The sequence below is a fragment of the Streptomyces cacaoi genome (genome assembly GCF_006539165.1).
GTDB lineage: Bacteria > Actinomycetota > Actinomycetes > Streptomycetales > Streptomycetaceae > Streptomyces > Streptomyces cacaoi.
Map to the genome: position 1 here is coordinate 23,326 of NZ_BJMM01000036.1, position 25,645 is coordinate 48,970.

Below are 25,645 nucleotides of genomic sequence, written 5' to 3' on the forward strand. Positions count from 1 at the left end.
CGGCGGCTGTGATGAGGCGTTCGACGGCTCTCGACGGGTGGGAACCCGTACGTTAATCTACCAAACACTTGTTAGGGAAGGAGCCGCGGATGTCCACTCCACACGAGGACGCCCCGGACGACGGGCCCGTCCGCTACCGGCGCCAGGGCGCGATCGCGACCGTCACCATGAACCGCCCCGACTACCGCAACGCCCAGAACTCCGCGATGACCTACGCCCTCGACCGGGCCTTCTACCGCGCGGCGGACGACGACGAGGTCAAGGTCGTCGTGCTCGCCGGCGCCGGGAAACACTTCTCCGCCGGACACGACATCGGCACCCCCGAACGCGACGCGCACCTGCCCTTCGACCGGAAGGCCGGGCTGTGGTGGGACCACTCCGACAAAGAGGGCGCGGAGAGCCGGTTCGCCCGCGAGTCCGAGGTCTATCTGGGCATGTGCCGGCGCTGGCGGGAGCTGCCCAAGCCGCTCATCGCCTCGGTGCAGGGCGCCTGCGTGGCCGGCGGGCTGATGCTCGCCTGGGTCTGCGATCTGATCGTCGCCTCCGAGGACGCGTTCTTCGCCGACCCGGTGGTCCGCATGGGCATCCCCGGCGTCGAGTACTTCGCCCACCCGTGGGCGATGCCGCCCCGGATCGCCAAGGAGTTCCTCTTCACCGGGGAGCGGATGGGCGCCCGCCGCGCCTACGAGGTCGGCATGGTCAACCGCGTGGTTCCCCGCGCCGAACTCCCCGAACGCACCGCCGAGTTGGCCGAGCGCGTCGCCCACATGCCGCGCATGGGCCTGGCGCTGACCAAGCGCGCGGTCAACCAGGCCGAGGACCTCCAGGGCCTGCACAGCGGCATGGATGCAGCGTTCGGGCTGCACCACCTCGCCCACGCGCACAACGCCGAGACCGAGACGGACTCCCTCGGCGGGATGAACATCCGCGCCATGAAGGAGGCCGGGTCCTGATGGATCTCGACTTCACCGCCGGCCAGGACGCCTTCCGGGCCGAGGCACGCGACTGGCTGCGCGCCCATGTGCCCGCGGCCCCGCTGCCGTCCCTGGAGACCGCCGAGGGCTTCGCCGCGCACCGCGAGTGGGAGCGCACCCTGGCCGACGGCCGCTGGTCGGTGGTCTCCTGGCCGGCGCGGTACGGCGGCCGGGACTGCTCACTGCTGGAATGGCTGATCTTCGAGGAGGAGTACTACGCGGCCGGGGCGCCCGGCCGGGTCGGCCAGAACGGCATCAACCTCCTCGCGCCCACCCTGTTCGAGCACGGCACGGAGGAACAGCGCGCCCGTGTGCTGCCCCCGATGGCCGACGGCTCCGTCGTCTGGGCCCAGGCGTGGTCCGAGCCCGAGGCCGGATCCGATCTGGCGTCGCTGCGCTCGACCGCCGTGCGCACCGACGGCGGCTGGCTGCTCAGCGGACAGAAGACCTGGTCGTCCCGGGCCGCGTTCGCCGACCGGGCCTTCGGCCTCTTCCGCAGCCACCCGGACGCCGACCGGCCGCACCGCGGGCTCACCTATCTGATGTTCCCGCTGGACGCCGAGGGCGTCACCGTGCGCCCCATCGGCCGCCTCGACGGCAAACCCGCCTTCGCCGAACTGTTCCTGGACGGCGTCTTCGTGCCCGACGAGGACGTCATCGGCGAACCCGGACAGGGCTGGCGCGTCGCCATGAGCACCGCGGGCAACGAGCGCGGCCTCACCCTGCGCAGCCCGGGCCGGTTCACCGCGGCCGCCGGACGCCTCGCCGCGCTGTGGCACGCGCGGGCCGGCGCCGGGGACGCCGGGACCCCCTCGGACACGGCCCTGCGCGACCGGGTCGCCGACGCCGTCATCGGCGCCCGCGCCTACCAGCTGTTCGGCTATGCGAGCGCCACCGGCGCATCCGGCGGCACCGCGGCGTCCAGCCTCAACAAGGTCTTCTGGTCCGAACTCGACATCGCCCTGCACGAGACCGCGCTCGACCTGCTCGGCCCCCTCGGCGAACTCTCCGACGCGGCGGACGAGGCCCCCGCGCACGGCGCCTGGGCCGAGGGCCACACCTTCGCCCTCGCCGGACCGATCTACGCCGGAACCAACGAGATCCAGCGCGACATCATCGCCGAGCGGCTGCTCGGCCTGCCGAAGGGGCGCCGCTGATGCACTTCCGACTGGACGACGAGCAGCGGCAGTTCGCCGCCGCACTGGACGGCATGCTCACGGCCGCCGGCACCCCCGCCGTCGTCCGCGCCTGGGCCGCCGGGGACCCCGCGCCGGGGCGCGCGCTGTGGACCCGGCTCGCCGAAGCGGGCGTGTTCGGCCTCGCCGTGCCCGAACGCCACGGCGGATTCGGCCCGCTCCCGGCCGAACTCGTCGTCTCCTTCGTCGCGTTGGGCCGGCACGCGGTGCCCGGACCGCTGGTGGAGACCGTCGCGGCCGCCGCGCTGCTCGACCGGCTCGGCGCCGCCGACGAGCACGCCGAGGCCCCCGGCGTCTGGCTGCCCGGCATCGCCTCCGGCAAGACCGCCGCCACCCTGTGCCGCACCGCGGACAGCCCCTACGCGCTGGACGCCGACACGGCCGACGCGGTGTTCGTGCTGGACGACGACGCGCTGCACCGCGCGGAGTCCGCCGGGCCCGTCCAGCCCTCCGCCGACTCGGCGCGGCGGCTCGCCCGCCCCGGCCCCGGCACCGTCCTCGCGCAGGGCCCCGCCGTCGTCGCCGCCGCCGGGCACGCCGCGCGCACCGCCGCGCTGGCCACCGCGGCACAGGCGCTCGGGCTGGGCCGGGCACTGCTGGAGGCGACCGTCGCACACGCCCGGCAGCGCACCCAGTTCGGCGTGGCCATCGGCTCGTTCCAGGCCGTCAAACACCGGCTGGCCGACACCCTCGTCGCGCTGGAGTTCGCCGAGCCGCTGCTGTACGCCGCCGCTCTCGCGCTGCCCGGCGACCCGGCCGAGGCGGAGCGCGCCGTCGCCGCCGCGAAGGTCTCCGCGTGCGAGGCCGCCTGCACCGCCGCACGCGCCGCCCTCCGGATCCACGGCGCCGTCGGCTACACCGAGGAACTCGACCTCTCGCTGTGGATCCGCAAGGCCCGCTGCCTGCGCACCGCCTGGGGCACCCCGGCCGACTGCCGCGCCCGCGTCCTGAGACCCGCCCCGGCCCCGTCGGAGAGGAGCGCGGCCCGATGAGGCTGACGGACGAGCAGGAAGAACTGCGCGGCGCCGTACGGGCGATGCTCACCCGGCACCGGGGAGCGGCGGCCTGGCAGCCGCTGACGGAGCAGATCGGTGCGGCCGGGCTGGCCGTCCCCGAACGGTACGGCGGCGCGGGCTGCGGCGCACGCGAAGTCCACGTCGTCATGGAGGAGTTGGGCCGCGAGCTGAGCCCGGTGCCGTATCTGGGCTCGGCGGTGCTGACCGTGCGCGCCCTGCTCGCCTCCGGCGACGAGTCCGCCTGCGCCCGGCTGCTGCCCGGACTGGCGGAGGGCCGCACGATCGGCACACTGGCCTGGGCCGAGGCCGGCTCCTGGGAACCCTCCGCCGTCCGCACCGAGGCCACCCGCGGAAGCCCGGCCGGCACCTGGCGGCTCACCGGGACGAAGACCCATGTGCTGGACGGCGCCGACGCCGAGGTGCTGCTGGTGGCGGCCCGCACCCCCGCCGGGCTCGCGCTGTTCCAGGTCGAGCCCGGCACGGCCGGACTGCACCGCACGGCCGAGGTCCCGATGGACACCACCCGGCCCCTCGCCCGGATCGTGCTGGACGGCGCCGAGGGCCGGCTCCTCGGCACCGACGGCGACGGGGAACGCGTGCTCGGCCACGTCCTGGACGCGGCCTGCACCGCACTCGCCGCCGAACAGACCGGCGCGGCCGAACGCTGTCTGGAGATCACGCTCGCGCACGCCAGGGACCGCGTCCAGTTCGGCCGCCCCATCGGCTCGTTCCAGGCCGTCAAACACCGGCTCGCCGACGCCTACGTCCTGGTGGAATCGGCACGCTCCGCCGCCCTCGGCGCGGCGTTCGCCGCCGACGAGGACGCACCCGGATACACCCGGTGCGCGGCCGGAGCCAAGTCGGTGTGCTCCGAGGCGCTGTCCGCCGTGGCGGCCGAGATGATCCAGCTGCACGGCGGCATCGGCATCACCTGGGAACACGACGCACACCGCTACTTCAAACGCGCCCACGGCTCCTCCCTCCTCTTCGGCTCCCCAACCCACCACCGCACCCGCGTCAGCACCGCCCTCGGCCTCACACCCGGCTCCTGACGGGCGGTGCCGACGGGGTCCGATCGTGCAGACTCCGTACCGGATACGCGCGCGCCGCGTATCCGCATCCAGCTTCACTTCACGGAGGTACCAGTCCAACTGAGGTCTCGGATCCGGATCGAGAAACGGGGCGACGGGCGCTTTTCCGTGACTTCCAGCCGGTGGCGCGGGGTGAGGGCCGCGTTCCGATGCGACATCTGAGCTCACAGACAGGCTGAAAGGCCGGCCATGGTGTGTGGCCGGCCCTTCAGCTCGGAGATGTGCGGAGGGGGAGCGCAGGTCAGTCGAACGGGGAGACTCGGATGAGGTTGCCGTCAGGGTCCGTGATCACGAACGTGCGGCCGAAGACAGCATCATGCGGCTCCTGCACGACGTGGACCCCCTTCGAGGTCCACCTCGCGAAGATCTCGTCGATCGCCTGCGACGGCCCCGGCACCATGAGTCCGATCTCTGTCGTACGAGGGAGGCTCGGGACCGCGTGCTCGCCGTAGCCCGTCCACAGGGCGAACAGGACACCGGGGGCAGCTTCGAAGGCCACGTAGTGGGGACTGGTGAAGGTCGGCTCGATCTCGAACAGGTCGCGGTAGAAGGCGGTGGCGGCCTCGGCGTCGCGGACGCCGATCAGGAACAGGTTCGGTGCGGGCATGGAGTGCTCCTCAACTCGTGGATGTCTCGGTCCAGCACCCAGTGGATCGCCCCATCGCGACAGAACCTGTCACCTTTTCTGAGAACATGGATCAGCGTGAAGGCTTCAAGACTCCTGCATCTCCTGCTGCTCCTTCAGACCCGTCAGCGGCTCACCACCACGGAGCTCGCCGCGCGTCTTGAGGTGTCCCGGCGGACTGTGCTGCGGGACGTCGAGGCGCTGTCGGCAGCGGGCGTGCCCGTCTATGCCGAACGTGGGCGGAACGGCGGGATCGTCCTGCTCCCCAGCGCACGGCTCAGCACATCCCATCTGGAACCACCGGAACTGGAGGCCCTCTCCGTGACCGGCTTGGACAGCGCACTACGTGAGCGCATGGGCCTGACCGCGGTGTGGGAGTCGGCCGAGCGCAAGATCGCCGCCCGCCAGGCCGCAGCACCCGAGTCGCCGAGCCCGCTGCGGCTGGCTGACCTTGTACTTGTCGACAGCACCGCGTGGTTCGCCGCCCCCGAGACAGCGGTCGAAGTATCGGATCTGGCCTCGGCCCTGCGACACCGGCGACGCCTTCGCGTCCTGTACCGGCGCAGCGCGGAGAGCCGGGCCTCGGCACGGGTGGTCGACCCGTACGGGATCGTGGCGAAATCAGGTCGCTGGTATCTCGTCGCCGATGACCAGGGCGACAGCCGGCTACTCGCCCTGGAACGACTGTCGGCCTTCGAACAGCTGGATGCACCTGCCGTGCTCCGACCCGGCGAAACCCTCCGCACCAGATGGGCCGTGTTGAAGAGGCGCACTGAGGAGCAGGATCGCGTGAGCGTGACCATCCGTCTGCCGGAAAAGGGTCTCGATCTGGCGCGGCGCATCCTCGGCACCCGCATCCACCATGTCTCCGACGCGGAAGAAGGCTCGTGCGTCGTCGTCGTGCGCTACCCCGACATCGAGTCGGTGCGTCAGCTTCTTCAGTTCGGCGACCACATCGAGGTGCTCGCCCCCGAGACGGCCCGCGCACGCATCAGTCAGCTCGCCAGGGATCTGGCTGACAGGCACTCAACCGCGGCAACGTGCCCGGCCGCGTCCTGAACGCGGCCTGCACCGCACTCGCCGCCGACCGGTGCGCCGGATCAGCGCACGCGGGATTCGACGCGTGCCATGTGCTTCCGGATCAGGGCGACATAAGCTCCACGGAGGGGTTCCTGCTCCAGATATCCCATGTGGGCGGCGCCGGGTTGTGTCACATGTTCGGCGTCCGGAATGCGTGCGGCGATGTCGGCGAGATGTGCGGGGACGCATTCGTCGAATTCGCCGCCGAGGACGAGGGTCGGGATCTGTATCCGGTGGAGTTCACCGAAGATGTCCCAGTCCTTGAGGGCGCCGGTCACGTGGTAGTCCGCGTGCCCGATCAACGTCCGGAAAGTCGTCGGGCTCATGAGTTCCGGATCCAGGGTCACGGAAGAGGTACGCAGTACGCAGGCGCGCATGAATTCCTCCCGGGCCATCGGGTAATCGGGGTCGTCCGTCTCGCCTCTCAGCTCACGGCCCAAGGTGCGGTCGAGTACATCGCCCGGCAGCCGTGCCATCAGGGCCCGGACCTCCCGCTCGAACCGGGGCACGCTCGCCAGGCCGTTGGCGCAGATCAGGCTGGTCCATTCCGGGGCACGCTCGGCGGCGTACTGGAGGCCGAGCATCGCTCCCCAGGAGTGGCCGTAGACGTGCGGGCGGTCCAGGCCGAGTTCCTCGCACACCGCGCCGAGTTCGTCGAGGAAGCGGTCCACCGTCAGCAGCGAGATGTCGTCGACCGGATCCGAACGCCCCACGCCCAACTGGTCGTACCAGACGACCTCGCGTTCCTCGGCGAGCGGCGCGAAGGCGTCGAACAGCGGGTCGCTCGGATAACCCGGTCCGCCGTGGACGAGCAGCAGCGGCGGGCCGCCGCTTCCCGTTCTGCGGTACCACACCTCGCCCCCGGGTACGGGAATTCTGCCTTCCCTCATGCCTGCCCCACCTCGTAGGCGTACTCCTCCATGCGGTCGATGAGTTCTCCGTCGAAGTCGCACGCTTCCAGGCGCCGCGGGCACCGTGTTGCCGTCTCACCGATGTTCTTGTGCATACCGCATTTCCTTCCGGGGCCGACTTGGTCGCCTCAAACGTAGGAAAGAACACCCGGGAAGATAAGTCTTGACTTGGTTTGGCGCTTCCGGCAGTTGACCGGTCGGTTTGGAAAACCCGCAGGTCAGCAGGGGGGCGGCGGATACGGGAGAGCAATTCCGGGTGGAAAATCGGCGGTTGGTGCCGGGGAAGCGCCGCGCTGCTGGGAGCCCGTCGGAAATGCCGCTGCGCGAGCGACGGGGAGGAGACCGGGAGAAGAAGGGCCGCGGCCCCTCGTCGGGTGCCGGCTCGACGAGGGGCCGCGGGGAGAAGGGGCGAGGCTCAAAGGCCGGTGGTGGCCATGTGTTCCACCGCTATGTAGGAGAAGGCCATGGCGGGGCCGATGGTCGCGCCGGGCCCCGGGTAGGTCTCCCCCATGACGGCGGCGGAGGCGTTGCCGGTGGCGTAGAGCCCGGGTACGGGATCGCCGTCCGTGCGCAGGACACGGGCGTGCGCGTCGGTGACGAGTCCGCCCTTGGTGCCGAGGTCGCCGGGGTGGACGGGGATGGCGTAATAGGGCGCCGAGGTCAGTTCGCCGAGGTTGGGGTTGGGCAGGGTGGGGTCGCCGTAGTAGTTGTCGTAGGCGCTGTCGCCGCGGCCGAAGTCCTCGTCCTTGCCGTTCCTGGCGAAGGAGTTGAAGCGTTCGACGGTGTCGGCCAGCCGCCGCGGGTCGATCTCCAGCTTCCGGGCCAGTTCGTCGATCGTCCGGGCCGTGCGGACGAAGCCGCTGTCCAGCATCTCCTTCGGGAACCGCTGTCCGGGGAAGAGGCCCATGAACACGTAGCGGGCGCGGGCCCGGGCGTCGAGGATCAGCCAGGAGGGTGCCGTCTCGGCGCCGGTCTTGTCCCGGTGGGCGTACATGGCCTCGACGAACTCGTGGTAGGGCGCGGCCTCGTTGACGTACCGGTCGCCGGCGCCGTCGACGACGATCATGTTCGGGGTGCCCCGCTCGGCGACGAGGAAGAACGGCGCCTCGGCGCCGGGTGCGACGACGGACGGTGCGCCCCACACCTTCTCCAGCAGATCGGTGGCGGCGCCGAGCCCGAGCCCCGCCTGGAGTGCGTCGCCGTCCTGGCCCTCGGGCGCCGAGCTCCACTCGACGGAGGTGGGCGCGGGCAGATGCCGGTCGCGCAGTGCGGCGTTCTTGGCGAAGCCGCCGGAGGCGAGGACGACGCCGAGCCGGGCCCGGACGGTGCGCGGTGTCCCCTCGTGCCGGATCCGTACGCCGGTGACCCGCCCGTCGTCGCCGGTCAGCAGCTCGGTGACGGGGGCGTTCAGCCACAGGTCGCCCTGGAGCTTCGCCAGCGAGTAGCGCAGCCGGGCGATGAGCGCCTCGCCGAGGGCGACGGGCCGCCGGCCGGCGAGCCGGTCGCGGACGGCGCGCAGCCCGACCTTGACGGAGGTGCGCCGGCCCGCCCAGGTGCGGGTCACCATGTTGAGGTAGCGGAAGTCGTAGGAGGTGATGGTGAGCCCGTAGGAGGGCAGATGGGCGCGGCGCAGTCCGGCGCGCAGCCGGGCGGGGAGCCGGCGCAGGTCGAAGACCTCGGGTTCCATGGACCGGCCGCGCACGAGCCCGCCGGGCAGCTCGGGGTAGTAGTCGCTGTAGCCGTCGGTGTGGACGAAGCGGACGGCGGTGCGGTCGTGGAACTCCCGCACCATGCGCGGCGCGTGCTCCAGATACGCCTCCTGCCGGTCGGCCGGTACCCGGTCGCCGACGGTGGCCCGCAGATAGGCGCGGGCGGTCTCGCGGCTGTCGCCGACGCCGGCGTCCGCGAGGTGGAAGCTGTCGGGGACCCAGATCGCGCCGCCGGACAGGGCGGTGGTGCCGCCGTACGCGCCGGTCTTCTCCACCACGAGGACGCTCAGTCCGCGCAGCCGCGCGGTGACGGCCGCGGCGAGGCCGGCGGCGCCGGAGCCGGCCACGACGATGTCGTAGACCGCCTCGGGTGTCCTGTGAACCTGTGCGCCCCGCGCACCCCGTGCGTCCGCTGCCTCTCCTGTTTCCTGTGTGTCCATCGGGGCCCCTCAGCTCCGCTGTCCGACGGACCAGTCGTGGCCCCAGTAGCTGTCCGCGGTGATCTCCTCGGCGGTGTACGCGGATTCGTCCACGAGCAGCCCGTCGCAGCCGACCTCCAGGTCCCAGCCGCCGGGCGTGCGGACGTAGAAGGAGACCATCTTGTCGTTGGTGTGCCGGCCGAGCGTCGAGGAGAGCGGGACGCGGTGGGCGGCCACCCGGTCCAGGGTCCGGCCGACGTCGTCCAGGGTGGCCATCTCGACCATGATGTGCACGAGTCCGGGCGGCTGGGTCGCGGGAACGCCCATCAGCGCGAGGGTGTGGTGCCTGCGGCAGGTGCTCAGGAAGCGCACGGTGAGCGGGCCGCCGGCCGAGGGCGGGGCGGGCACCCGCATCCGGCCCCGGGGCAGGAAGCCGAGCACGTCGGTGTAGAAGGCGTAGGTGGCCTCGCTGTCGTGCACCGGCACGACGACATGGCCGAGGCCGAGCCCTTCGGTGACGAAGCGGGCGCCGAACGGGGTGACGAGCGGCGAGTGGTCGAGGGCGGGGCCGCAGAAGATCTCCAGCGGGGTGCCGCCGGGGTCGGTGCAGCTGAGGCCGGCCTCGACGCCGCGCGCCGTGCAGGCGGCCTCGTCCAGGTCCTTGACCGGGGCGCCGGCCGTCTCTAGGGCGGCGCGTACCCGCCGCAGGGCGAGGTGGTCGCGTACCTCCCAGCCGACGGCGAGCACCTTGTCGCTGTCGCCGGGGACGAGTTGGAGGCGGTGGGGCCTCTCGTCCATCCGCAGATGGAGGGAGTCGGGGTCGGGGCCGGTTCCTTCAGCGAAACCGATCACGTCGAGGGCGAAGGTCCGCCACGCGTCGATGTCGCTCACCTGGATCCGGACCGTGCCCAGGGCATGCAGTTCGCTTCTCACCGGGGTTCCTCTCGGTCGCACGGACGGGACGGTGGTGCCGGCGCCTGTGACGCTATGCGCGCGCCGGGCCGGCGGCGGATGGCGTCTCCCGCTGGGTGGGAGCCCGTCCGCCGGGTGTCTCGGGCCGCTCAGGGGACGGGCCGCGGTGCCGTGCCGCGCAGTTCGGTCTTGCGGACCTTGCCGGAGGCGTTGCGCGGCAGGGCGTCGAGCACCGTGACGGTGCGCGGCAGCTTGTAGTTGGCGAGGCGTTCGCGGGCCCAGGCGGTCAGTTCGGCGGGGAACGCGGCGCGGTCGGTGCCCTCGCGGACGACGACGTAGGCCGCGCCGACCTCGCCGAGCCGCTGGTCGGGTACGCCGACGACGGCGACGTCCTGTACGGCCTCGTGGCCGGCCAGCACGTGTTCGATCTCGGTGGGATACGCGTTGAACCCGCCGACGATGTACATGTCCTTCAGCCGGTCGGTGACGGTGAGGTGTCCGTGTGCGTCGAGCCGGCCGATGTCGCCGGTGTGCAGCCAGCCGTCGGGGTCGACGGCCGCCGCGGTGGCCTCCGGGTCGTCGACGTAGCCGCGCATGACGTGGTAGCCGCGCACCTGGATCTCGCCGGGTTCCCCGGGTGCCGCGGGCTCCCGGGCCGGGTCCCGGCCGGGTACGGCGATGCGCAACTCGGTGCCGGGCAGCGGGAGTCCGACGGTGTGGGCGATGGTCGCGGCGTCGGCGGTGGTGGGGCAGATGGTGGCGACGCCGGTGGATTCGCTCAGTCCGTACGCGGTGAAGACGTCGGCGATGCCCAGCTCGTCGCGGATGCGGTGGATCAGCTCGACGGGGATGTCGGCGGCGCCGAGCCCGGCCAGCCGCAGCGAGGCGAAGTCCCCCGCGGCGCGTGCGGGGTGCTGGAGGAGGGTGTGGAAGACGGTGGGCGGCCCCATCAGGACGGTGATGCCGTCCCGGGCGACGCGGCGCAGGGTTCGTCCGGCGTCGTAGACGGCCTCGGGGAGCATGGTGGCGCCGGTCAGCAGGCAGGCGAGGACGCCGGCCTTGTAGCCGAAGGTGTGGAAGAAGGGGTTGACCAGCAGATAGCGGTCGCCTTCGCGCAGGCCGACGGTCTCGGCCCAGGCGGTGAAGACCCGCAGCGTCTGGCCGTGCGTGATCTCGACTCCCTTGGGACTGCCGGTGGTTCCCGAGGTGTAGAGGGTGTCGCTGAGGTCGTCGGGGGTGAGGGCGGCGGCCCGCTGTGCCCTGCTGCGGCCGGTGACGTGCTCGGCGGCGGCCAGGTAGTCGGCGTACCGGTGGGCGGGGTCGCCCTCGGGGTCCTCGTCGGTGGGGAGGGTGACGGTCAGCTCCAGGTCCGGCAGGTGTGCGCCGGAGGCGGTGAGGGCCTTGGCGTAGTCGGTGCCGAGGAACTCGCCGACGGTGAAGAGGAATCGGGCCCGGGAGCGGCGCAGGACGGCGGCGGCCTCGGCGGGCTTGTAGCGGGTGTTGAGGGGGACGAGCACGGCGCCGGCGGCGACGGCGCCGAGGGCCGCGGTGATCCAGTGCCGGCTGTTCGGCGCCCAGAGGGCGACCCGGTCGCCGGCGCGCAGGCCGTGCGCGAGGGCGGCCCTGGTGCTGCGTTCGACTTCGGTGCGCAGTGCGTCGAAGGTCCAGCTCACCTCGTGGTCGGTCAGCGCCGTGCGGCCGGGGAAGGCGTGGGCCGCGGCGGCCGTGAGGTCCGCGAGTGTGGCCGGGCGGACGGGTACGGACATGGCGGGACCTCCGGTTCACCGTGCGGGAGAGGGGGGTTGACGCCGTGGCGAGGGCGGGCTTTCAATCCCGGACATCGAGTATTTCGATTAGAAATACTTCTAGCAGGCAGTCCCCTGTCCCGGAAGAGAGTGTCCCGATGAGTGCGACACAGCCCTCCCCGCCCGTGAACACATCACCGGCCCACGACCGCCGCCCCGACCCGGGCCTGCTGAAACAGGTGATGAGCTCCTTCTGCACCGGTATCGCGGTGATCACCGCGCCCGGCTGCGACTCCGATCCACGGCCCGCGGGCATGGCCGTGCAGACCTTCGCCTCGCTCTCCCTCGATCCGCCCCTCATCTGCTTCGCGCCCGCCCGCAGTTCGAGCAGCTGGCCACGGATCAGGGACGCGGGCCGGTTCGCCGTCAGCATCCTGGCCGAGGACCAGCGGGAGCTGTCCGCACGTTTCGCGGCCAGCGGCACGGACAAGTTCGCCGGCGTGCTCTGGCGCCCGGGCGGCAACGGTGCGCCGGTGCTGGAAGGTGCGCTGGCCGGCGTCGAGTGCGATCTGGAGACGGAGCTGCCCGGCGGCGACCACACCATCGCGATCGGCCGGGTCACCGCGCTGACCGGGCCGCGCGAGGCGGGTCCACTGCTCTACTTCCGCCGGAACTACGGGGCCTTGGGCCCGGCCCCGGCGGCACCGGAGGCGTCCGGGCCGGGAGAGGGCCGGGGAGCTTCGGCGGAATCGGCCAGTTCGGCCAGGTCGGCCAGCATCTCCTCGGCGAGCCTGCGCTCCGCCTCGTAGTAGCGGCCCGCCCAGCGGAGGACGAGCTGCGGATAGGCCCAGGACGGCTCGCCCTCCGCGCCCTCCGCGTCGGCGAGCGCCCGGTCGCGCATCCGCTCGGCGTACGCCTGGTGTTCGCGCAGCACGTCCTGCGCCTGGCCCTCCTCCAGCAGGTGTCCGAGCCAGATGCGGAGCATCACCCCGTGCTTGAGGACGGGCGGTTCGACGGCGGCGCCGCGTGCCCATTCCCGTACGGCGGCACGGCCCTCGTCGGTGATCGCGTAGACGCGCTTGTCCCGGTTGCCGCTGACCTGCGGGACGGTGCGCGAGCTGACGTACCCGGCGCCCTCCAGCCGCTTCAGTTCGCCGTAGATCTGACTGAAGGACGGCGTCCAGTAGAAGAAGCCGACCGACCAGTCGGCCCACTTCTTCAGGTCGTAGCCGGAGAGTTCACGCTCGAAGGAGAGCAGGCCGAGCACCGCCCAGCTCGTCGGCGGCAGCGGCCGGTCGCTGCCCTGTCCGGCCCCCTTCGCTCCCCGCGTCGTGCGTGCCGATCTCTTGTCCTCACCCGTGCGTGCCACCCGCGCGACTCTAGCCCGCGCGCCCGCACTCGGCATCCCGTCCGGCACCGAGCACCCCTTCCTTCCGCAAGTTGTTTCTGTTAGCCATATTCCTAAACGAAATACTATCCCCGGGAGCCCTGATGAAGTTCTCGATGATCTTCGAGGCCCAGGTGGTCGACCCCACCCCCGAACGCGAGCGCCAAGTCCTGCTGGACTGCGTCGAACAGGCCGTCTACGCCGAGGAGATGGGCTTCGACCGCGTCTGGGCCGTCGAGCACCACTCCCTCACCCAGTACGCGCACATGTCCGCCTCCGAGATCTTCCTGACCTGGGTCGCGGCCCGGACGCAGCGGATCCGGATCGGCCACGGCGTCGTCACCATGCCCTTCGGCTACCAGCACCCCGTCCGCGTCGCCGAACGCGCCGCCATGCTCGACGTGCTCAGCGGCGGACGCGTCGACATCGGCGCCGGCCGCGGAGCCACCCGGCAGGAGATGTCCATGTACGGCGTGCGGGCCGAGGACACCTATCCGCAGATGGAGGAGGCCCTGCGGATCTTCAGCAACGCCTGGCGGGAACCGTCCTTCGAGTGGCACGGCAGCCTCGACATCGGCCCCGGCGCGATCCTGCCCCGCCCCGTGCAGGCCCCGCACCCGCCGCTGTTCATGGCGTGCAGCAAGCACGACACCCTCAAGCTGGCCGCCGAACTCGGCATCGGCGCACTGGTGATGGGCTTCGCCGGCGCCGACGACGTACGCGACATGCGCAAGACCTACGACGAGGCCGTCGCGGCACGCACCGGCGAACGCCTCGTCTCCGACCGCACCAACGACCATCTCTCCGCGCTGTGCCCCACCGTCGTCCTCGACGACGCCGAGCGCGCCCTGCGGCTGGGCACCCGCGGCCAGCGGTTCTTCGCCGAGGCCATCGCCCACTGGTACGGCAACGCCCCGGCCCCCACCGGCTACGCCGAGGACGAGGACCACGTCGCCGCCATGGCCGAGGACCGTGACCGGCTCGTCGCCAAGCTGCACGAGGCCGACATCCCGGCCCGGCCCGCCGACACCGGCACCTTCAACGCCGAACACGCCTACGGCGACGCGGACACCGCCGTCGACTACGTGCGCCGGCTCGCGGAGATCGGCGTCGACGAGGTCATGTGCCTGATCCAGATGGGCACCGTGCCGCAGGACGTGTGCATGGAGACCATCCGGCAGTGGGGCGAACGGGTCATCCCCCGGTTCCGGCAGGGGGCGGACCGATGAGCGGCGCGGAGCAGGCACTACCCGAGGAGTTCGGCCTGCGGGGCCGGGTCGCTCTCGTCACCGGCGCGGCGCGCGGCCAGGGCGCCGCGCACGTGCGCACGCTCGCCGCCGCCGGTGCCCGCGTCGTCTTCGGTGACATCGGTGAGGAGGGCGAGGCCGCCGGGCAGGCGCTCGCCGACGAGGTCCGCGCCGACCGACAGCGCGCGGACGCGGCCGTCTTCGTCCGCCACGACGTCACCGACGCCGGGGACTGGGACCGGGCCGTCGCGCTCGCGAAGGACCGGTTCGGCCGGCTCGACGTACTGGTCAACAACGCGGCGCTGTGGCACACCGCGCCGATCGGCGAGGAGACCGAGGAGCGGTTCCGCACCCTGGTGTCGGTCAATCTCGTCGGGCCGTTCCTCGGGATGCGGGCCGCGCTGCCGCTGCTGCGGGAGTCCGGCGGCGGCTCCGTCGTCAACATCTCCTCCACGGCGGGGCTGACCGGCATACCCGGCCACGGCGCCTACGGGGCGACCAAGTTCGGGCTACGGGGGCTGACGAAGTCGGCGGCGCTCGACCTGGCGCCGGAGGGCGTCCGCGTCAACTCCGTCCACCCCGGCATGATCGACACCCCGATGATCGCGAAGGTCACCGGGGGCGGCGGCGACGCCGCCCGCGCCCGGGAGTACCCCCGGGTACCGATGGGCCGGATCGGCACCCCGCGGGACGTCGCCTCCCTGGTGCTCTTCCTCGCCTCGGACGCCTCCGCCTACATCACCGGCGCCGAGTTCGCCGTGGACGGGGGGTTGGCCGCGGGATGACCGAGCCCTCCCCCGCCCCGCCCGCCGGGCCGCCCGACCCCGATCCGCTCGGCCCGCGGGCCCGGCACATCGTCGACGCACAGGCCGCCGCCTTCCCCGAGTTGGGCCCCGGCACGGACGTGGCACAGGCACGGCGGGCCACCTCGGCCGCCGACCCCGACGGCCCGGCCGTCGCCTCCGTCACCGAACGGCGCATCCCCGGCCCGGCCGGCGCACCCGAGCTGCCGGTGCGGATCTACCGCCCCGACGGGAGCCCGGCGCCGCCCGTCGTCGTCTTCCTGCACGGCGGCGGCTTCGTCCTGTGCGACCTGGACACCCACGACGCCATGTGCCGCAACCTGGCGCTGGGTTCGGGTGCCGTCGTGGTCTCCGTCGACTACCGGCGGGCGCCGGAACACCGGGCGCCCGCCGCGGCGGAGGACGCCTACGCCGCGCTGTGCTGGGCCGCCGCCGAACTGGCCCCGGCGGGCCCGCCGGCCGGGCGGGTCGCCGTGGCCGGCGACAGCGCGGGCGGTGCGCTGGCCGCCGCCGCCTGTCTGCTCGCCCGGGAGCGCGGCGGCCCGATGCCCGCCGCACAGCTGCTCCTCTACCCGTCCCTCGACCCCCGCCTGGAGACCGGCTCCATGCGGACCTACGGCGAGGGTTTCTTCGTACGGGCCGCGCACCTGCGCTGGTACTGGCAGCAGTACCTGGGCAGCGACGTCCCGCCGCACCGGGCCCCGCCCGTCGCCGCTCCCGCGCTGGCCGAGGACCTGTCCGGGCTACCGCCCGCGCGGGTGCTGGTGCCCGGCTGCGACCCGCTGGCCGACGAGGGCCGGGCCTTCGCGGCGCGGCTGCCCTCGGCCGAACTGGACGAGGTGCCGGGCGGTTTCCACGGCTTCCTGGCCTTCACGAAGCTGCTGCCGGAAGCGGCCGACGCCATGGAGCGCTGCACCGGCTGGCTGCGCGAACGGCTCGCCCGGACGGCCTGACCGGTCCGGCCGAGCGCGCTCCGCGGGAGGCACCGGGCCCTCTCCGCCCGTTCAGCCCGTTCAGCCCGTTCAGCCCACGAGGAGCTCGGCACGCAGTCTGCCGAGCTCCTCGTCGTCGATGCCGAGACCCTTGTGGAGGTAGCCGCGCAGGGAGCCGTAGACCTCGTCCATCTCGTCGAAGGACAGGTCCAGATACTTCTCCTTCACCTCCATCAGCGGCTCGAACGTCGCGTGCTGCTTCTCCGGGACCTCGTGCAGCGCCTGCTCGTTGAAGCGCTCCAGATACCGGTTGGAGGCGAGATAGTCCCGCTCGACGGTGGAGCGCGGCACACCGAGGGCCCGCAGCAGCACCGCTGAGGCCCAGCCGGTGCGGTCCTTGCCGACGGTGCAGTGGTAGAGGGCCGCCTGCGCCCCGGCGCCGCCCCCGCCGGCTGCGCCGCCCGTGCTGCCCGTGCTGCCCGTGCTGCCCGTGCTGCCGACGCTGCTGTCTCCCGTCCCCGGCAGGGAGGCGAACATCTCCCGGTACGCCTCCGGTGCGGGACCGGCGGAGACGAAGTCGCGGTAGGAGCCGCTCATCAGGGAGCGTGCCTCGTCCGGTGAGTGCGGCACGGTGTTGGCGATCGTCCTGCCGTCGCCGAGGACGTTCAGCCGCCGGTAGTCGGCGCCCTCCGGCAGCCGGTCGGGGTCGGCCGCCGCCTCCGAGCGGGTGCGCAGATCGTAGACGGGGCCGATGCCGAGCCGTCGCAGCGTGGCGCGGTCGGCGTCGGTGAGGTCCTGGAGGCCGCCGGAGCGGTAGAGCCTGCCCATGCGCACCCAGCGCCCGTCGGCGGTGCGGTAGCCGCCCGCGTCCCGGACGTTGGCCGCGCCCTCCAGCCGCACCGAACGGTCCGCGAGGGTCAGCGGCTCGCCGCGGGACGGGACGAACCGGAACCACTGCCGGTCGGCCCGGCCGCCGACCCGGACGGTGGTGGTGACGCGTCCGCCGCCGGAGGCCACGGCCCGCCCGGTGCGGACCTGTGCCGTGCCCGTGTAGACCTTCACCCGGCCGGCGCCGGGCGCCGTCCAGCTCAGTGTGAAGCGGCCGTCGCCGCGGTCGGTGACGGTGGCGGCGGTGAACGGGATGCGGTCGTCGGGGGCCGTGCGCGGGGACGGGGTGCCGCAGCCGGACGCCACCGCGCCGACGGCCACGAGGAGGACGGCGGCCCGCTGCCGTCGGTACCCGGTGAGCTTCCGAAGCGGATTCATGCCGGGAACGTAGAAGCGGCGGCAGGTGCCCGCCCAGGCGCCCGCCCACTCACCGGGACGCCGCCGCCGGCGCCGCACCCGGACACCGAAGAGCGCTCCAACTGCCGCCGCTCGGGCAGGAGTTGGGGCGCGTCCGGTATCCGCCGGGCCGGTTCGGCGGTCACAGCATCGGGTCGCGGACCTCGTCGCCCAGCTCGCCGCGGCCGAACATGGTCAGCGCACGCTCCGGGTCGTTGGCGACATGGCCGCGGCCGGTGTGCACATCGCGCCAGTAGCGCTGGACGACGTGCCCGGTGCGCATCGCGTTCCCGCCCGCGTTCTCCACCAGCAGATCGGTGGCCTCCACCGCCCGCTCCGTGGCCAGCACCTGGTCGCGCCGGGTCCGCAGCCGCAGCTCGTCGGGTATGTGCTCGCCCCGCATCGCGTACCCGTACAACTCCGCGATGTTGTGCGCCAGTTGGAGCCAGGCGGCGTCGATGGCGCTGCCCGCGCGCGCGATCCGCACATGCGCGAAGGGGTCCTCCTTGACCTTCTGCCCGTAGCTCACCCGGAAGCGCTCGCGGGTCACCGCCACATAGGTCGCGTAGGCGCCCTCGGCGATGCCGACGAGCGGGGTGGCGATCGTCGAGGTGAACAGCGCGGCGAACGGCAGCCGGTAGAGCGGCTCCGGGTTCAGCCGCTGCCCCGGGCAGTCGAGGGCCGAGGTGTCCAGGAAGCTCAGCGTGCGGTGCTCGGGCACGAAGACGTCGTCGACGACGATGTCGTGCGAGCCGGTGGCGCGCAGGCCGAGGGTGTCCCAGTTCTTCTCGATGCGGTAGTCGCCGTACGGCAGCAGGAAGGTGCGCGAGTCGACGGGTGCGCCGTCCTCGCCCTTGATCAGACCGCCGAGGAAGACCCAGTCCGCGTGTTCGCAGCCGGAGGAGAACGACCAGCGGCCGGAGAAGCGGAAACCGCCCTCGACGGGCGTGACCTTCCCGGTGGGCGCGTACGACGAGGAGATGCGGGCCCCGTCGTCCCCGCCCCACACCTCGCGCTGCGCCTCCTCGGGGAACAGGCCCAACTGCCAGTTGTGCACACCGAGGACGGAGGCGATCCAGCCGGTGGACCCGCAGGCCCTGGCGATCTCCTTCACACACGTGTAGAAGAGCCCCGGGTCGGCGGCGAGTCCGCCGAACGCCGTCGGCTGGAGCAGCCGGAAGAAGCCGGTGCCGGCCAGCTCCGCCACCGACTCGTCCGGCACCCGGCCCGCGCTCTCGGCCGCGTCCGCGCGCTCCCGCAGCACCGGCGCCAGATCCCGTACCGCGTCGACGACCTTCGCCGCCCCGGCGTCGTCGCCCGCACCACCGTCCCGGTGTGCCCCCTCGGTCACAGTGCTCATGCTGGTCTCCCTCGCTCGGTGGCGCGGCCCGGCGGCCCGCGCCGCCTCTGCGCCCGCTCTCCTGCCGTCGGCGCACCGGGCGCGACGGCCTCGCCGGGTGACCGTACGGCCGCGCTCCGGCACCGGGCACGGGTCCGTCCCGCTGGCCGGGAGCCCGGCCGCCGGGCCCGGGCACACAACCGCTGACCGGCGGGAACCGGCGCCGACGGAGCCGACGGGCCCTCGGCCGGCCGGGCGGGCACGGCATAGGGTGGCCGGCGATGAGCAGCACCCGGACCTCCCTCACGCACCCCGGCGGCGACGCCGCCCCGCTGCCTCCCGCCGAGGACGACTCACGGGAGGCGCGGCAGCGCCGAGCGATCCTGCGCGGCGCCGCCGCCGCCCTGCGCGAGCACGGCTCCGGTGTGGGCATGGCCGAGGTGGCCCGCACGGCGGGCGTCGGCCGCGCCACCCTCTACCGCCACTTCGCCACCCGTGACGTGCTGCTGGAGGCGCTGTCGCAGTTCGCCGCGGACGAGTCGGTGCGGGCGCTGCTCGCGGCCGATCTGGCCGGTGTGCCGGTGCCGGAGGCGATCGTGCGCGCCACCCGGGCGCTGCTGGTGGTGGGCCGCGAGTACTGGACGGTCGCCGACCGCGGTCCCGCCGAGGATCCGACCGCCCGCGAACTGGCCGTCTCCGGGCCCCTGGTGGAGCTGGCGGCGCGCGGCCAGCAGGAGGGCGTGCTGCGCACGGACCTTCCCGCGGCACGGCTCGGGCTGCTGCACGGGGTGCTCATCCAGGGCGCGCTGCTCTACCCGCAACTGCTCGGCGAGGACCTCGACGAGGCGGCCGGGACGGTCGCCCGGCTCTACACGGACGGCGCGGCGGCATCCGCCGCTCCGCTGCTCCGGGGCCCGCTGCCGGGAGATCCGCTCCCCGGCACGCCTCTGCCGGACGGCTCGCTGCGCGGGAGTTCCCTGCCGGAGGGCTGAAGCGACGTGTGCGGCCGCGCGCCGACCCGCCGGGCGCCCCGTTCTCGTCGGTCCCTCGCGCCGTCCCGCGCGCCGCCCGGCCGTGCGCACGCGTCGGCGCCCGTCTCCCCCGTCCGGGAAACGGGCGCCGCGCACGCGTCGAGCACCCGCCTCCCGTCCGGGAAGCGGGTGTCCGGCGCCGGTGCCGTCAGTCGTAGGAGATGCCGACCGGGTCACCGCTCTCGGGGGCGAGGGCCTGGCAGGCCAGGATGTAGCCCTCCGCCCGGTCCTCGTCGGTCAGGACGCCCCGGGTGCGCTGTTCGACCTCGCCCTTGACGAGCCGGCAGGCGCACGCGCCGCAGGAGCCCTCGCGGCAGGAGAAGGGGGCGTCCACGTCCCCTTCGGCCAGTGCGTCCAGGAGGGTCGCACCCGGCCGCCACGGCAACGTGCGGATGACGCCGTCGAGTTCGACCGTGACCTCCGCCCGCTGCCGCCCGGCCGGTCCGGAGCCGGTCGCCGCCTGTGCCGACGAGGGCGCCGTCCCCGGCCCCGGCCCCGTCCCCGTCTCCTCGGCGGACTCCGTTCCGGGGCCGGGTTCCGGCTCGGCGAAGGCGTCGCCCGTCAGCGAGACGAAGACCTCCCGGTGGATCCGGCCGCGGGGCGCGCCGTGTGCCGCGAGCGCCTCGGCCGCCGCGTCCATAAACGGCCCGGGCCCGCACAGATACGCCTCGAACGCGGCGTAGGGCGCGAGCAGTTGGCCGAGCAGTTCGCGGGTGGGCAGGCCGCCGAGGGACTCCAGCAGATGGACGACGAGCAGCCGGCCGGGGTGTGCGGCGGCCAGCTCCCGCAGTTCGTCGCGGAAGATCACCGCGTTCTCGTCCCGGTTGGCGTAGCACAGCACGACCCGGCCGCCGCCGCGCCGGAGCGCCGCCGTGGCGAGGGACAGGACGGGGGTGATGCCGCTGCCGCCGGCCACCAGCAGCAGGTCCCCGCCGACGGTGCGCGGGGTGAACGCCCCGGCCGGAGGCAGCACCGTCAGCCGCATGCCGGGGGCCGCCTCGTCGCACAGCCAGCCGGAGCCGAGCCCGCCCGCGACCCGTTTGACGGTGATGCGCGGGCGGCGCCCGACCCGGGAGAACGAGTAGCAGCGCGCACCGCCGCCGGGTATCCGCACGGTGAGGAACTGCCCCGGCTCCGGGGCGAGTTCGACGCCTTCCTCGGTGCGGGGCCGCAGCACCAGGCTCACCGCGTCCGCGGTCTCCCGGACGACCTCCTCAACGATCGCCGTCAGCGCCCGGCTCATGGCTCACCGCCGTCGTCGACCGTCAACGCGCCGTCCCGTACGGCCTGTTCGATCGAGGCGCGCAGCCGGGTGCACACCGGCACCCGGGCGCTGTCCGGCCCGGCCAGCTCCGGGCAGTGGTCCGTGGAGCGGGTCCACTGGACCGCGGTGTGCGGCAGGCTGCGCTTGTGCACGAGCACCTCGTTGCCGCAGTCGCCGCACTCCACCGGCTGCATCCGCACCGCCGTCCTCACTTCTCCCCGGCCGTGGCCGCGTCGGCCGCCGCCCGGCGCGCGAGGTTCTCCTCGACCTCGGCCTTCCACACCTGCACCGCCCGCTCGGTGTCGATCTCGAACTCGAAGCGGTCCGTCATCTCCGGGCGCACGTCCTCGGCGTCCACGTAGAACTGCTCGTACCAGCGCCGGAGTTGGTAGACGGGGCCGTCCTGGTCGCACAGCAGGGGGTTGTCGATCCGGGTCTTGTTCCGCCAGATCGCCACGTCCTCCTCGAATCCCGTGGCCAGGCCCTGCGAGGTCTCCGCCGCTGCCGCAGCCGCCATCTCGTCGGTCATGCCGGGGAGTTTCTTGACGATGGCGCCGTACATGAGCACGAAGGAGTCGGGGCTCACCGGGTAGTGGCAGTTGATGAGCACCGTCTCGACGGTCGCGCCGTCCTGCTCGACCCAGATGTGGTCGATCATGTACGAGGGCCCGTAGTACGACGCGTCCGAGCGCAGGTCCCCGGCGGAGGCCACCGTGTCGGCGGCCGTCATGTCGGTCCGCGGGGCGCTGTTCATGTACTGGGTGGCGACGTGCCCCTCGAAGACGTTCTTGAAGTACGTCGGGAAGGAGTTGTGGACGTAGAAGAAGTGCGCCATGTCGACGACGTTGTCCACGATCTCCCGGCAGTTGGCGCCGTCCACCCGGAGCGAGTGCCACGTCCAGTCGCTCCACTCGTCGCTGAACGCGCCCTCGATACGGGGGATCGTGACGCCCTCGGGCGGTGGCGCGCCCTGCGGGTCGTGCCAGACGAACAGCTGCTTGTTCTCCTCCAGCGTCCGCCAGGCCCGGGTGCGTGCCCGGGGCGGCACCCGGTGCGCGTAGGGGATGCCGGCGCACTTGCCGTCGCCGCCCCACCGCCAGTCGTGGAACGGGCAGGCGACCGCGTCGCCCTTGACGGTGCCGTGCGCCAGGTTGCCGCCCATGTGCGGGCAGAACGCGTTGAGCACGTGCAGCCGCCCGCTCTCCGCCGCCTGGAAGACGACGAGTTTCGTGCCGAACGCCTCGATCTCGTGCGGCTCGCCGTCCTTGAACTGCTCGGCCAGTCCGAGGCAGTGCCAGCCGCGCGCGTAGCGCTCCGGCGGGCGTCCCGCCTCGATGACCCGGGCTCCGCCTTCTGTCGTACTGCGCGCGCTCATGTCCCAGTCGCCTCCACGTCGCCTCCACATCGCCTCTGCGATCGGCCGTGCCGGTCGGGGCGAGTCTCCGGGTCGGCGGGTCCGCGGAGCCAAGGCCGCTCCCGCTGACCGGGACGCTCTCAGGTATTTCGAATAGGCATGCCAACTCCCTTCCCGTACCGGGGAGGCGTGGGTAATCTCGCCGAAACGAGACACAGTTGTCTCGCCAGTACCGCGAGGAGGTTCCATGGCCGTCACCACGCCGGAACAGCTGCCGACACCGGTCTCGATGATCGACAGAGTCGTCCGGATCCTCGACGCCTTCGAGGGCGCGGACGGCCTCACCCTGGCCCAGGTCGTACGGCAGACGGGACTGCCGCGCTCGACGGCCCACCGCATCCTGGAGCACCTCGCCGAGGTGCGCTATCTGCGGCGCGAGGAGCACACCTACCGGCTCGGCATGCGGATCATGGAGCTGGGCTCGCTGGTGATCCACCAGGACCGGGTGCGGGAGGCCGCGACCCCCTATCTGCACCGGCTGCACCAGTCCACGGGCCTCGTCGCCCATCTCGCGGTGCTGGACGCGAACGAGGTGGTCTACCTCGACAAGGTCGGCAACCGCTTCGGCACCCTGCTGCCCTCCCGCGTCGGCGGACGCCTGCCCGCCGCCCGCACCGGCGTCGGCAAGGCCCTCCTCGCCCACGCGCCGTCCGCCGCGCACCAGCCCGAACGGCTCCGCGCGGAACTGGCCCGGATCCGTGAGCGGGGCGTGGCCTACGACCGGGAGGAGGCCGTCCGCGGTGTCGGCTGTGTGGCCGCACCCGTCATCGGCGCGGGCGACACCAGCGCGCTGGCGGCGATCTCGGTGTGCGGCCCCCTCCACCAACTGCGCTTCGCACGCCTCGCGTCGGCGGTGCGCCAGACCGTGGCGGACGTGTGGCGGGCGGCGTCCCGCAACGCGGCGACGCCCCGCGGGGTGGCCGCCTCCCGCCGGTAGCCGGGCCGGTGGAAAAATCCCGGGCCGGCCGTGAACTTCTCCGCCGTCCCCCTCATCGAACCTTGTGAACGGCCCGATGGCGGGGGCGCAGGAGCCCGGCACCGTCACCTCGGGGGAACGGACGGTACGAGGGGGTTGGCGGAGATGACCGGCAACGAGGACGGCACGACGCGGCAGCACGAGCGGACGGACCGCGGCGCGGACGTGGACACGGCGGCGCCCCGGGGCACCCGGCGCAGGGGCCGGTTCGGCGGCCCGGCGCGGATCGCGACGGCGGCCGCGGCGGTGCTGGCGGCAGGCGTCATGGTGACGGGATGCGGCAACGACACCTCGGGGGACTCCGCCTCCGGCAAGGCCGGCAACACCGCGGCCGACGTCTCCGGGCACAAGGAGTCCGGCACCGGCGGCGACGGCGGTTCGAGCGGCGGCGGGAGCAACGGCACGAGCGGCGGCTCCGCGGCGTCCGACAGCGGGGACGGCGGCACGAGCGGCGGTTCGGGCGGCTCCACCGGAGGCTCGCAGGGCGGCTCGACGGGCGGTTCCCACGACAAGGTGCACGGCCAGGCGGGCAAGAGCAGCGCCCACTACGGCTCCAGCACCCCGGGCGCCTGCACCTCCGCCGATCTGACGGCGTCGATCGGCCCCAACCACCCGGGCGCCGGCCAGGAGAACTTCGCGCTCGTCTTCACCAACAAGTCCGGCAAGACCTGCACGGTGCGCGGCTACCCGGGCTTCGCCTTCGTCGACAGCGAGGGCGACCAGGTCTCCTACGACCCGCACCGCGACGGCGGCACCGCGAAGACGGTGAAGCTGGCCCCCGGCAAGAGCGCCTGGGCGTCGCTGTCCTTCACCAATCCGCAGATGACCAACGTGCCGACCGTCACCCCGGACAGCGCCCTGCTGACGCCGCCCGACCAGCGGGCGTCGCTCAAGGTCGACTGGTCCGGCGGCCCGGTCACCGCCACCGGCAAGGCGTCCGTGCCGAAGATCGGCACCCTCTCCCCCGGCACCGGCGACTGAGCCGCCACCCGAACCCGGTGGGCCGCCGCTCGGGACCGGCGGCCCACCGTGACGACCTGCCCGGGCCTCCCCGGTGTCCGGGACCAGGCAGTCGCTTCCCGCGGGCCGGCTCAGGCCCGCGGGAGGTGGCTTCGACAGAGCCGAAGTCCTCGGCGGTGACGCGGCGGACGGAAGCAGCCACGCGGCAGCAGCGAGCGGTGCCGCAGCGGACACGAAGGGCCCGGCACGGCAGGCGTGCCGGGCCCTTCGGCGCGCGTCCCCGGGTCAGGACCCCTCGGCCGCCAACTCCATGGCGATGTCGATGAGTTGGTCCTCCTGCCCGCCGACCAGCTCGCGCTCACCCGCCCGCAGCAGGATCTCCGCGCCGGAGACGCCGTAGCGCCGGGCCTGGCGGTCCGCGTGCTTGAGGAAGCTGCTGTAGACCCCGGCGTAGCCCATCATCAGCTCCAGCCGGCCCAGCCTGCACTCCTCGTCCATGACCGGCAGCACCACGTCCTCGGCCGCGTCCACGATCTTCAGCACGTCGATGCCGGTACGGATACCGAGCCGTTCGGCGACGGCGGCGAACGCCTCCACGGGCGTGTTCCCCGCACCCGCGCCGAAGCGGCGTGTGGAGCCGTCGATCTGGAGGGCACCGGCCCGCACGGCCAGCACCGAGTTGGCCACGCCCAGGCCGAGGTTCTCGTGCCCGTGGAAGCCCACCTGGACGCCGTCGCCGCCCACGGCGTCCCTGATGGCGGCGATCCGGTCCGACACCTCCTCCAGCATCAGCGCACCGGCCGAGTCGACGACGTAGACGCACTCGCAGCCCGCGTCGGCCATCCGCCGGGCCTGCCGGGCCAGTTCCTCCGGCGGCCGGCTGTGCGCCATCATCAGGAAGCCGACCGTCTCCAGGCCGATCTCGCGGGCCAGCCCGAAGTGCTGGTCGGCGATGTCCGCCTCGGTGCAGTGGGTGGCGATCCGGCAGACGGCGGCCCCGTTGTCGGCCGCGGCGCGGATGTCGTCCTTGACGCCGAGCCCGGGCAGCATCAGGAACGCGATCCGCGCCCGGCGCGCGGTCTTCACCGCGGTGGCGATCAGCTCCTGCTCCGGGGTGTGGCTGAAGCCGTAGTTGAACGACGAGCCGCCCAGGCCGTCGCCGTGCGTGACCTCGATCACCGGCACACCGGCGTCGTCGAGCGCGGCCACGATCGAGCGCACGTGCTCGGCGGTGAACCGGTGCTGCTTGGCGTGCGAGCCGTCCCGCAGCGAGGAGTCGGTGACCCGGATGTCGGTTCCGGGCGGAAGAACAGCGGTCATGGCGGAACCC

General features: G+C 73.1%; 23 protein-coding genes and 1 pseudogene. 12 read left to right on the top strand and 12 right to left on the bottom strand.

Going from position 1 to position 25,645, the window contains the following annotated elements; translation table 11 throughout:
- The first annotated feature begins 89 nt into the window (after positions 1–89).
- The 4 genes from SCA03_RS26175 to SCA03_RS26190 are packed head-to-tail and all read left to right on the top strand — an operon-like array spanning position 90 to position 4,238.
- Positions 90–953: an enoyl-CoA hydratase gene (locus SCA03_RS26175; protein WP_086815007.1), complete on the top strand. Its 864-nt coding sequence runs from the start codon at positions 90–92 to the stop codon at positions 951–953.
- Positions 953–2,131 carry an acyl-CoA dehydrogenase family protein gene (locus tag SCA03_RS26180; protein ID WP_030888601.1) on the top strand — a complete coding sequence of 393 codons (1,179 nt, stop codon included), beginning with the start codon at positions 953–955 and terminating at the stop codon, positions 2,129–2,131. The genes SCA03_RS26175 and SCA03_RS26180 overlap by 1 nt, the downstream gene beginning before the upstream one ends.
- Positions 2,131–3,162 (top strand): acyl-CoA dehydrogenase family protein, encoded by a 1,032-nt coding sequence (locus SCA03_RS26185; RefSeq protein ID WP_086815006.1) that lies wholly within the window; start codon positions 2,131–2,133, stop codon positions 3,160–3,162. Before SCA03_RS26180 ends, SCA03_RS26185 begins: the two co-directional genes overlap by 1 nt.
- Positions 3,159–4,238 carry an acyl-CoA dehydrogenase family protein gene (locus SCA03_RS26190; RefSeq protein WP_086815005.1) on the top strand — a complete coding sequence of 360 codons (1,080 nt, stop codon included), beginning with the start codon at positions 3,159–3,161 and terminating at the stop codon, positions 4,236–4,238. The genes SCA03_RS26185 and SCA03_RS26190 overlap by 4 nt, the downstream gene beginning before the upstream one ends.
- A gap of 280 nt (positions 4,239–4,518) precedes the next feature.
- On the opposite strand, the gene SCA03_RS26195 is transcribed toward SCA03_RS26190, so the two are convergent.
- Positions 4,519–4,884, bottom strand: a complete 366-nt coding sequence (locus SCA03_RS26195; protein WP_086815004.1) for a VOC family protein — start codon at positions 4,882–4,884, stop codon at positions 4,519–4,521.
- Between the two features lie 96 nt (positions 4,885–4,980).
- Between SCA03_RS26195 and SCA03_RS26200 the strand changes: the two genes are divergently transcribed.
- Positions 4,981–5,961: a helix-turn-helix transcriptional regulator gene (locus tag SCA03_RS26200; protein WP_030887697.1), complete on the top strand. Its 981-nt coding sequence runs from the start codon at positions 4,981–4,983 to the stop codon at positions 5,959–5,961.
- Positions 5,962–6,002: 41 nt separating this feature from the next.
- Here SCA03_RS26200 and SCA03_RS26205 read toward each other — a convergent pair whose 3' ends face one another.
- The 4 genes from SCA03_RS26205 to SCA03_RS26220 form a co-directional block, all read right to left on the bottom strand.
- On the bottom strand, positions 6,003–6,872 hold the full coding sequence (locus tag SCA03_RS26205) for a proline iminopeptidase-family hydrolase (RefSeq protein WP_078873866.1): 870 nt from the start codon (positions 6,870–6,872) through the stop codon (positions 6,003–6,005).
- A 436-nt stretch (positions 6,873–7,308) separates the two neighbouring features.
- Positions 7,309–9,042 carry an FAD-dependent oxidoreductase gene (locus SCA03_RS26210; protein ID WP_086815003.1) on the bottom strand — a complete coding sequence of 578 codons (1,734 nt, stop codon included), beginning with the start codon at positions 9,040–9,042 and terminating at the stop codon, positions 7,309–7,311.
- Between the two features lie 9 nt (positions 9,043–9,051).
- Positions 9,052–9,954 (bottom strand): VOC family protein, encoded by a 903-nt coding sequence (locus tag SCA03_RS26215; RefSeq protein ID WP_086815002.1) that lies wholly within the window; start codon positions 9,952–9,954, stop codon positions 9,052–9,054.
- A 128-nt stretch (positions 9,955–10,082) separates the two neighbouring features.
- Positions 10,083–11,699, bottom strand: a complete 1,617-nt coding sequence (locus tag SCA03_RS26220; RefSeq protein ID WP_086815001.1) for a FadD3 family acyl-CoA ligase — start codon at positions 11,697–11,699, stop codon at positions 10,083–10,085.
- 221 nt (positions 11,700–11,920) lie between these two features.
- Between SCA03_RS26220 and SCA03_RS26225 the strand changes: the two are divergent.
- Positions 11,921–12,304: pseudogene (locus SCA03_RS26225) on the top strand (flavin reductase family protein); the annotation flags it as partial.
- A gap of 47 nt (positions 12,305–12,351) precedes the next feature.
- On the opposite strand, the gene SCA03_RS26230 reads toward SCA03_RS26225, so the two are convergent.
- Positions 12,352–12,966 carry a PadR family transcriptional regulator gene (locus SCA03_RS26230; protein WP_230988921.1) on the bottom strand — a complete coding sequence of 205 codons (615 nt, stop codon included), beginning with the start codon at positions 12,964–12,966 and terminating at the stop codon, positions 12,352–12,354.
- A 203-nt stretch (positions 12,967–13,169) separates the two neighbouring features.
- On the opposite strand from SCA03_RS26230, the gene SCA03_RS26235 reads away from it, so the two are divergent.
- The 3 genes from SCA03_RS26235 to SCA03_RS26245 are packed head-to-tail and all read left to right on the top strand — an operon-like array spanning position 13,170 to position 16,068.
- Positions 13,170–14,294, top strand: coding sequence for an LLM class flavin-dependent oxidoreductase (locus tag SCA03_RS26235; protein ID WP_030887679.1), 1,125 nt, complete (start codon positions 13,170–13,172; stop codon positions 14,292–14,294).
- Positions 14,291–15,097, top strand: coding sequence for an SDR family NAD(P)-dependent oxidoreductase (locus SCA03_RS26240; RefSeq protein WP_086814999.1), 807 nt, complete (start codon positions 14,291–14,293; stop codon positions 15,095–15,097). Before SCA03_RS26235 ends, SCA03_RS26240 begins: the two co-directional genes overlap by 4 nt.
- Positions 15,094–16,068, top strand: a complete 975-nt coding sequence (locus tag SCA03_RS26245; protein ID WP_086814998.1) for an alpha/beta hydrolase fold domain-containing protein — start codon at positions 15,094–15,096, stop codon at positions 16,066–16,068. Before SCA03_RS26240 ends, SCA03_RS26245 begins: the two co-directional genes overlap by 4 nt.
- A gap of 69 nt (positions 16,069–16,137) precedes the next feature.
- On the opposite strand, the gene SCA03_RS26250 is transcribed toward SCA03_RS26245, so the two are convergent.
- Positions 16,138–17,313 carry a tyrosine-protein phosphatase gene (locus SCA03_RS26250; protein ID WP_141275696.1) on the bottom strand — a complete coding sequence of 392 codons (1,176 nt, stop codon included), beginning with the start codon at positions 17,311–17,313 and terminating at the stop codon, positions 16,138–16,140.
- 160 nt (positions 17,314–17,473) lie between these two features.
- Entirely contained in the window at positions 17,474–18,691 is a 1,218-nt protein-coding gene (gene hsaA, locus SCA03_RS26255; RefSeq protein WP_086814996.1) for a 3-hydroxy-9,10-secoandrosta-1,3,5(10)-triene-9,17-dione monooxygenase oxygenase subunit, read from the bottom strand.
- A gap of 260 nt (positions 18,692–18,951) precedes the next feature.
- On the opposite strand from hsaA, the gene SCA03_RS35810 reads away from it, so the two are divergent.
- Positions 18,952–19,662 carry a TetR/AcrR family transcriptional regulator gene (locus tag SCA03_RS35810; protein ID WP_086814995.1) on the top strand — a complete coding sequence of 237 codons (711 nt, stop codon included), beginning with the start codon at positions 18,952–18,954 and terminating at the stop codon, positions 19,660–19,662.
- 187 nt (positions 19,663–19,849) lie between these two features.
- On the opposite strand, the gene SCA03_RS26265 is transcribed toward SCA03_RS35810, so the two are convergent.
- From SCA03_RS26265 to SCA03_RS26275, 3 genes are read right to left on the bottom strand one after another with little or no spacing between them, the layout of a single operon-like run.
- The gene (locus SCA03_RS26265; RefSeq protein ID WP_086814994.1) at positions 19,850–20,944 is read right to left on the bottom strand and encodes a ferredoxin--NADP reductase; all 1,095 of its coding nucleotides are present in this window, start codon (positions 20,942–20,944) and stop codon (positions 19,850–19,852) included.
- Positions 20,941–21,159: a hypothetical protein gene (locus SCA03_RS26270; protein ID WP_030887666.1), complete on the bottom strand. Its 219-nt coding sequence runs from the start codon at positions 21,157–21,159 to the stop codon at positions 20,941–20,943. Before SCA03_RS26270 ends, SCA03_RS26265 begins: the two co-directional genes overlap by 4 nt.
- A 14-nt stretch (positions 21,160–21,173) precedes the next feature.
- Complete coding sequence (locus SCA03_RS26275; protein ID WP_030887663.1) at positions 21,174–22,340, bottom strand: 3-ketosteroid-9-alpha-monooxygenase, oxygenase component; 1,167 nt, start codon at positions 22,338–22,340, stop codon at positions 21,174–21,176.
- 226 nt (positions 22,341–22,566) lie between these two features.
- Here SCA03_RS26275 and SCA03_RS26280 point away from each other — a divergent pair, with 226 nt between their 5' ends.
- The gene (locus tag SCA03_RS26280) at positions 22,567–23,316 is read left to right on the top strand and encodes an IclR family transcriptional regulator (RefSeq protein ID WP_030887662.1); all 750 of its coding nucleotides are present in this window, start codon (positions 22,567–22,569) and stop codon (positions 23,314–23,316) included.
- Between the two features lie 144 nt (positions 23,317–23,460).
- A complete protein-coding gene (locus SCA03_RS26285; protein WP_086814993.1) occupies positions 23,461–24,336 on the top strand; it encodes a DUF4232 domain-containing protein in 876 nt (291 codons plus the stop codon).
- Between the two features lie 264 nt (positions 24,337–24,600).
- Here SCA03_RS26285 and dmpG read toward each other — a convergent pair whose 3' ends face one another.
- On the bottom strand, positions 24,601–25,635 hold the full coding sequence (gene dmpG, locus SCA03_RS26290; RefSeq protein WP_030887653.1) for a 4-hydroxy-2-oxovalerate aldolase: 1,035 nt from the start codon (positions 25,633–25,635) through the stop codon (positions 24,601–24,603).
- Between the last annotated feature and the right edge of the window lie 10 nt (positions 25,636–25,645).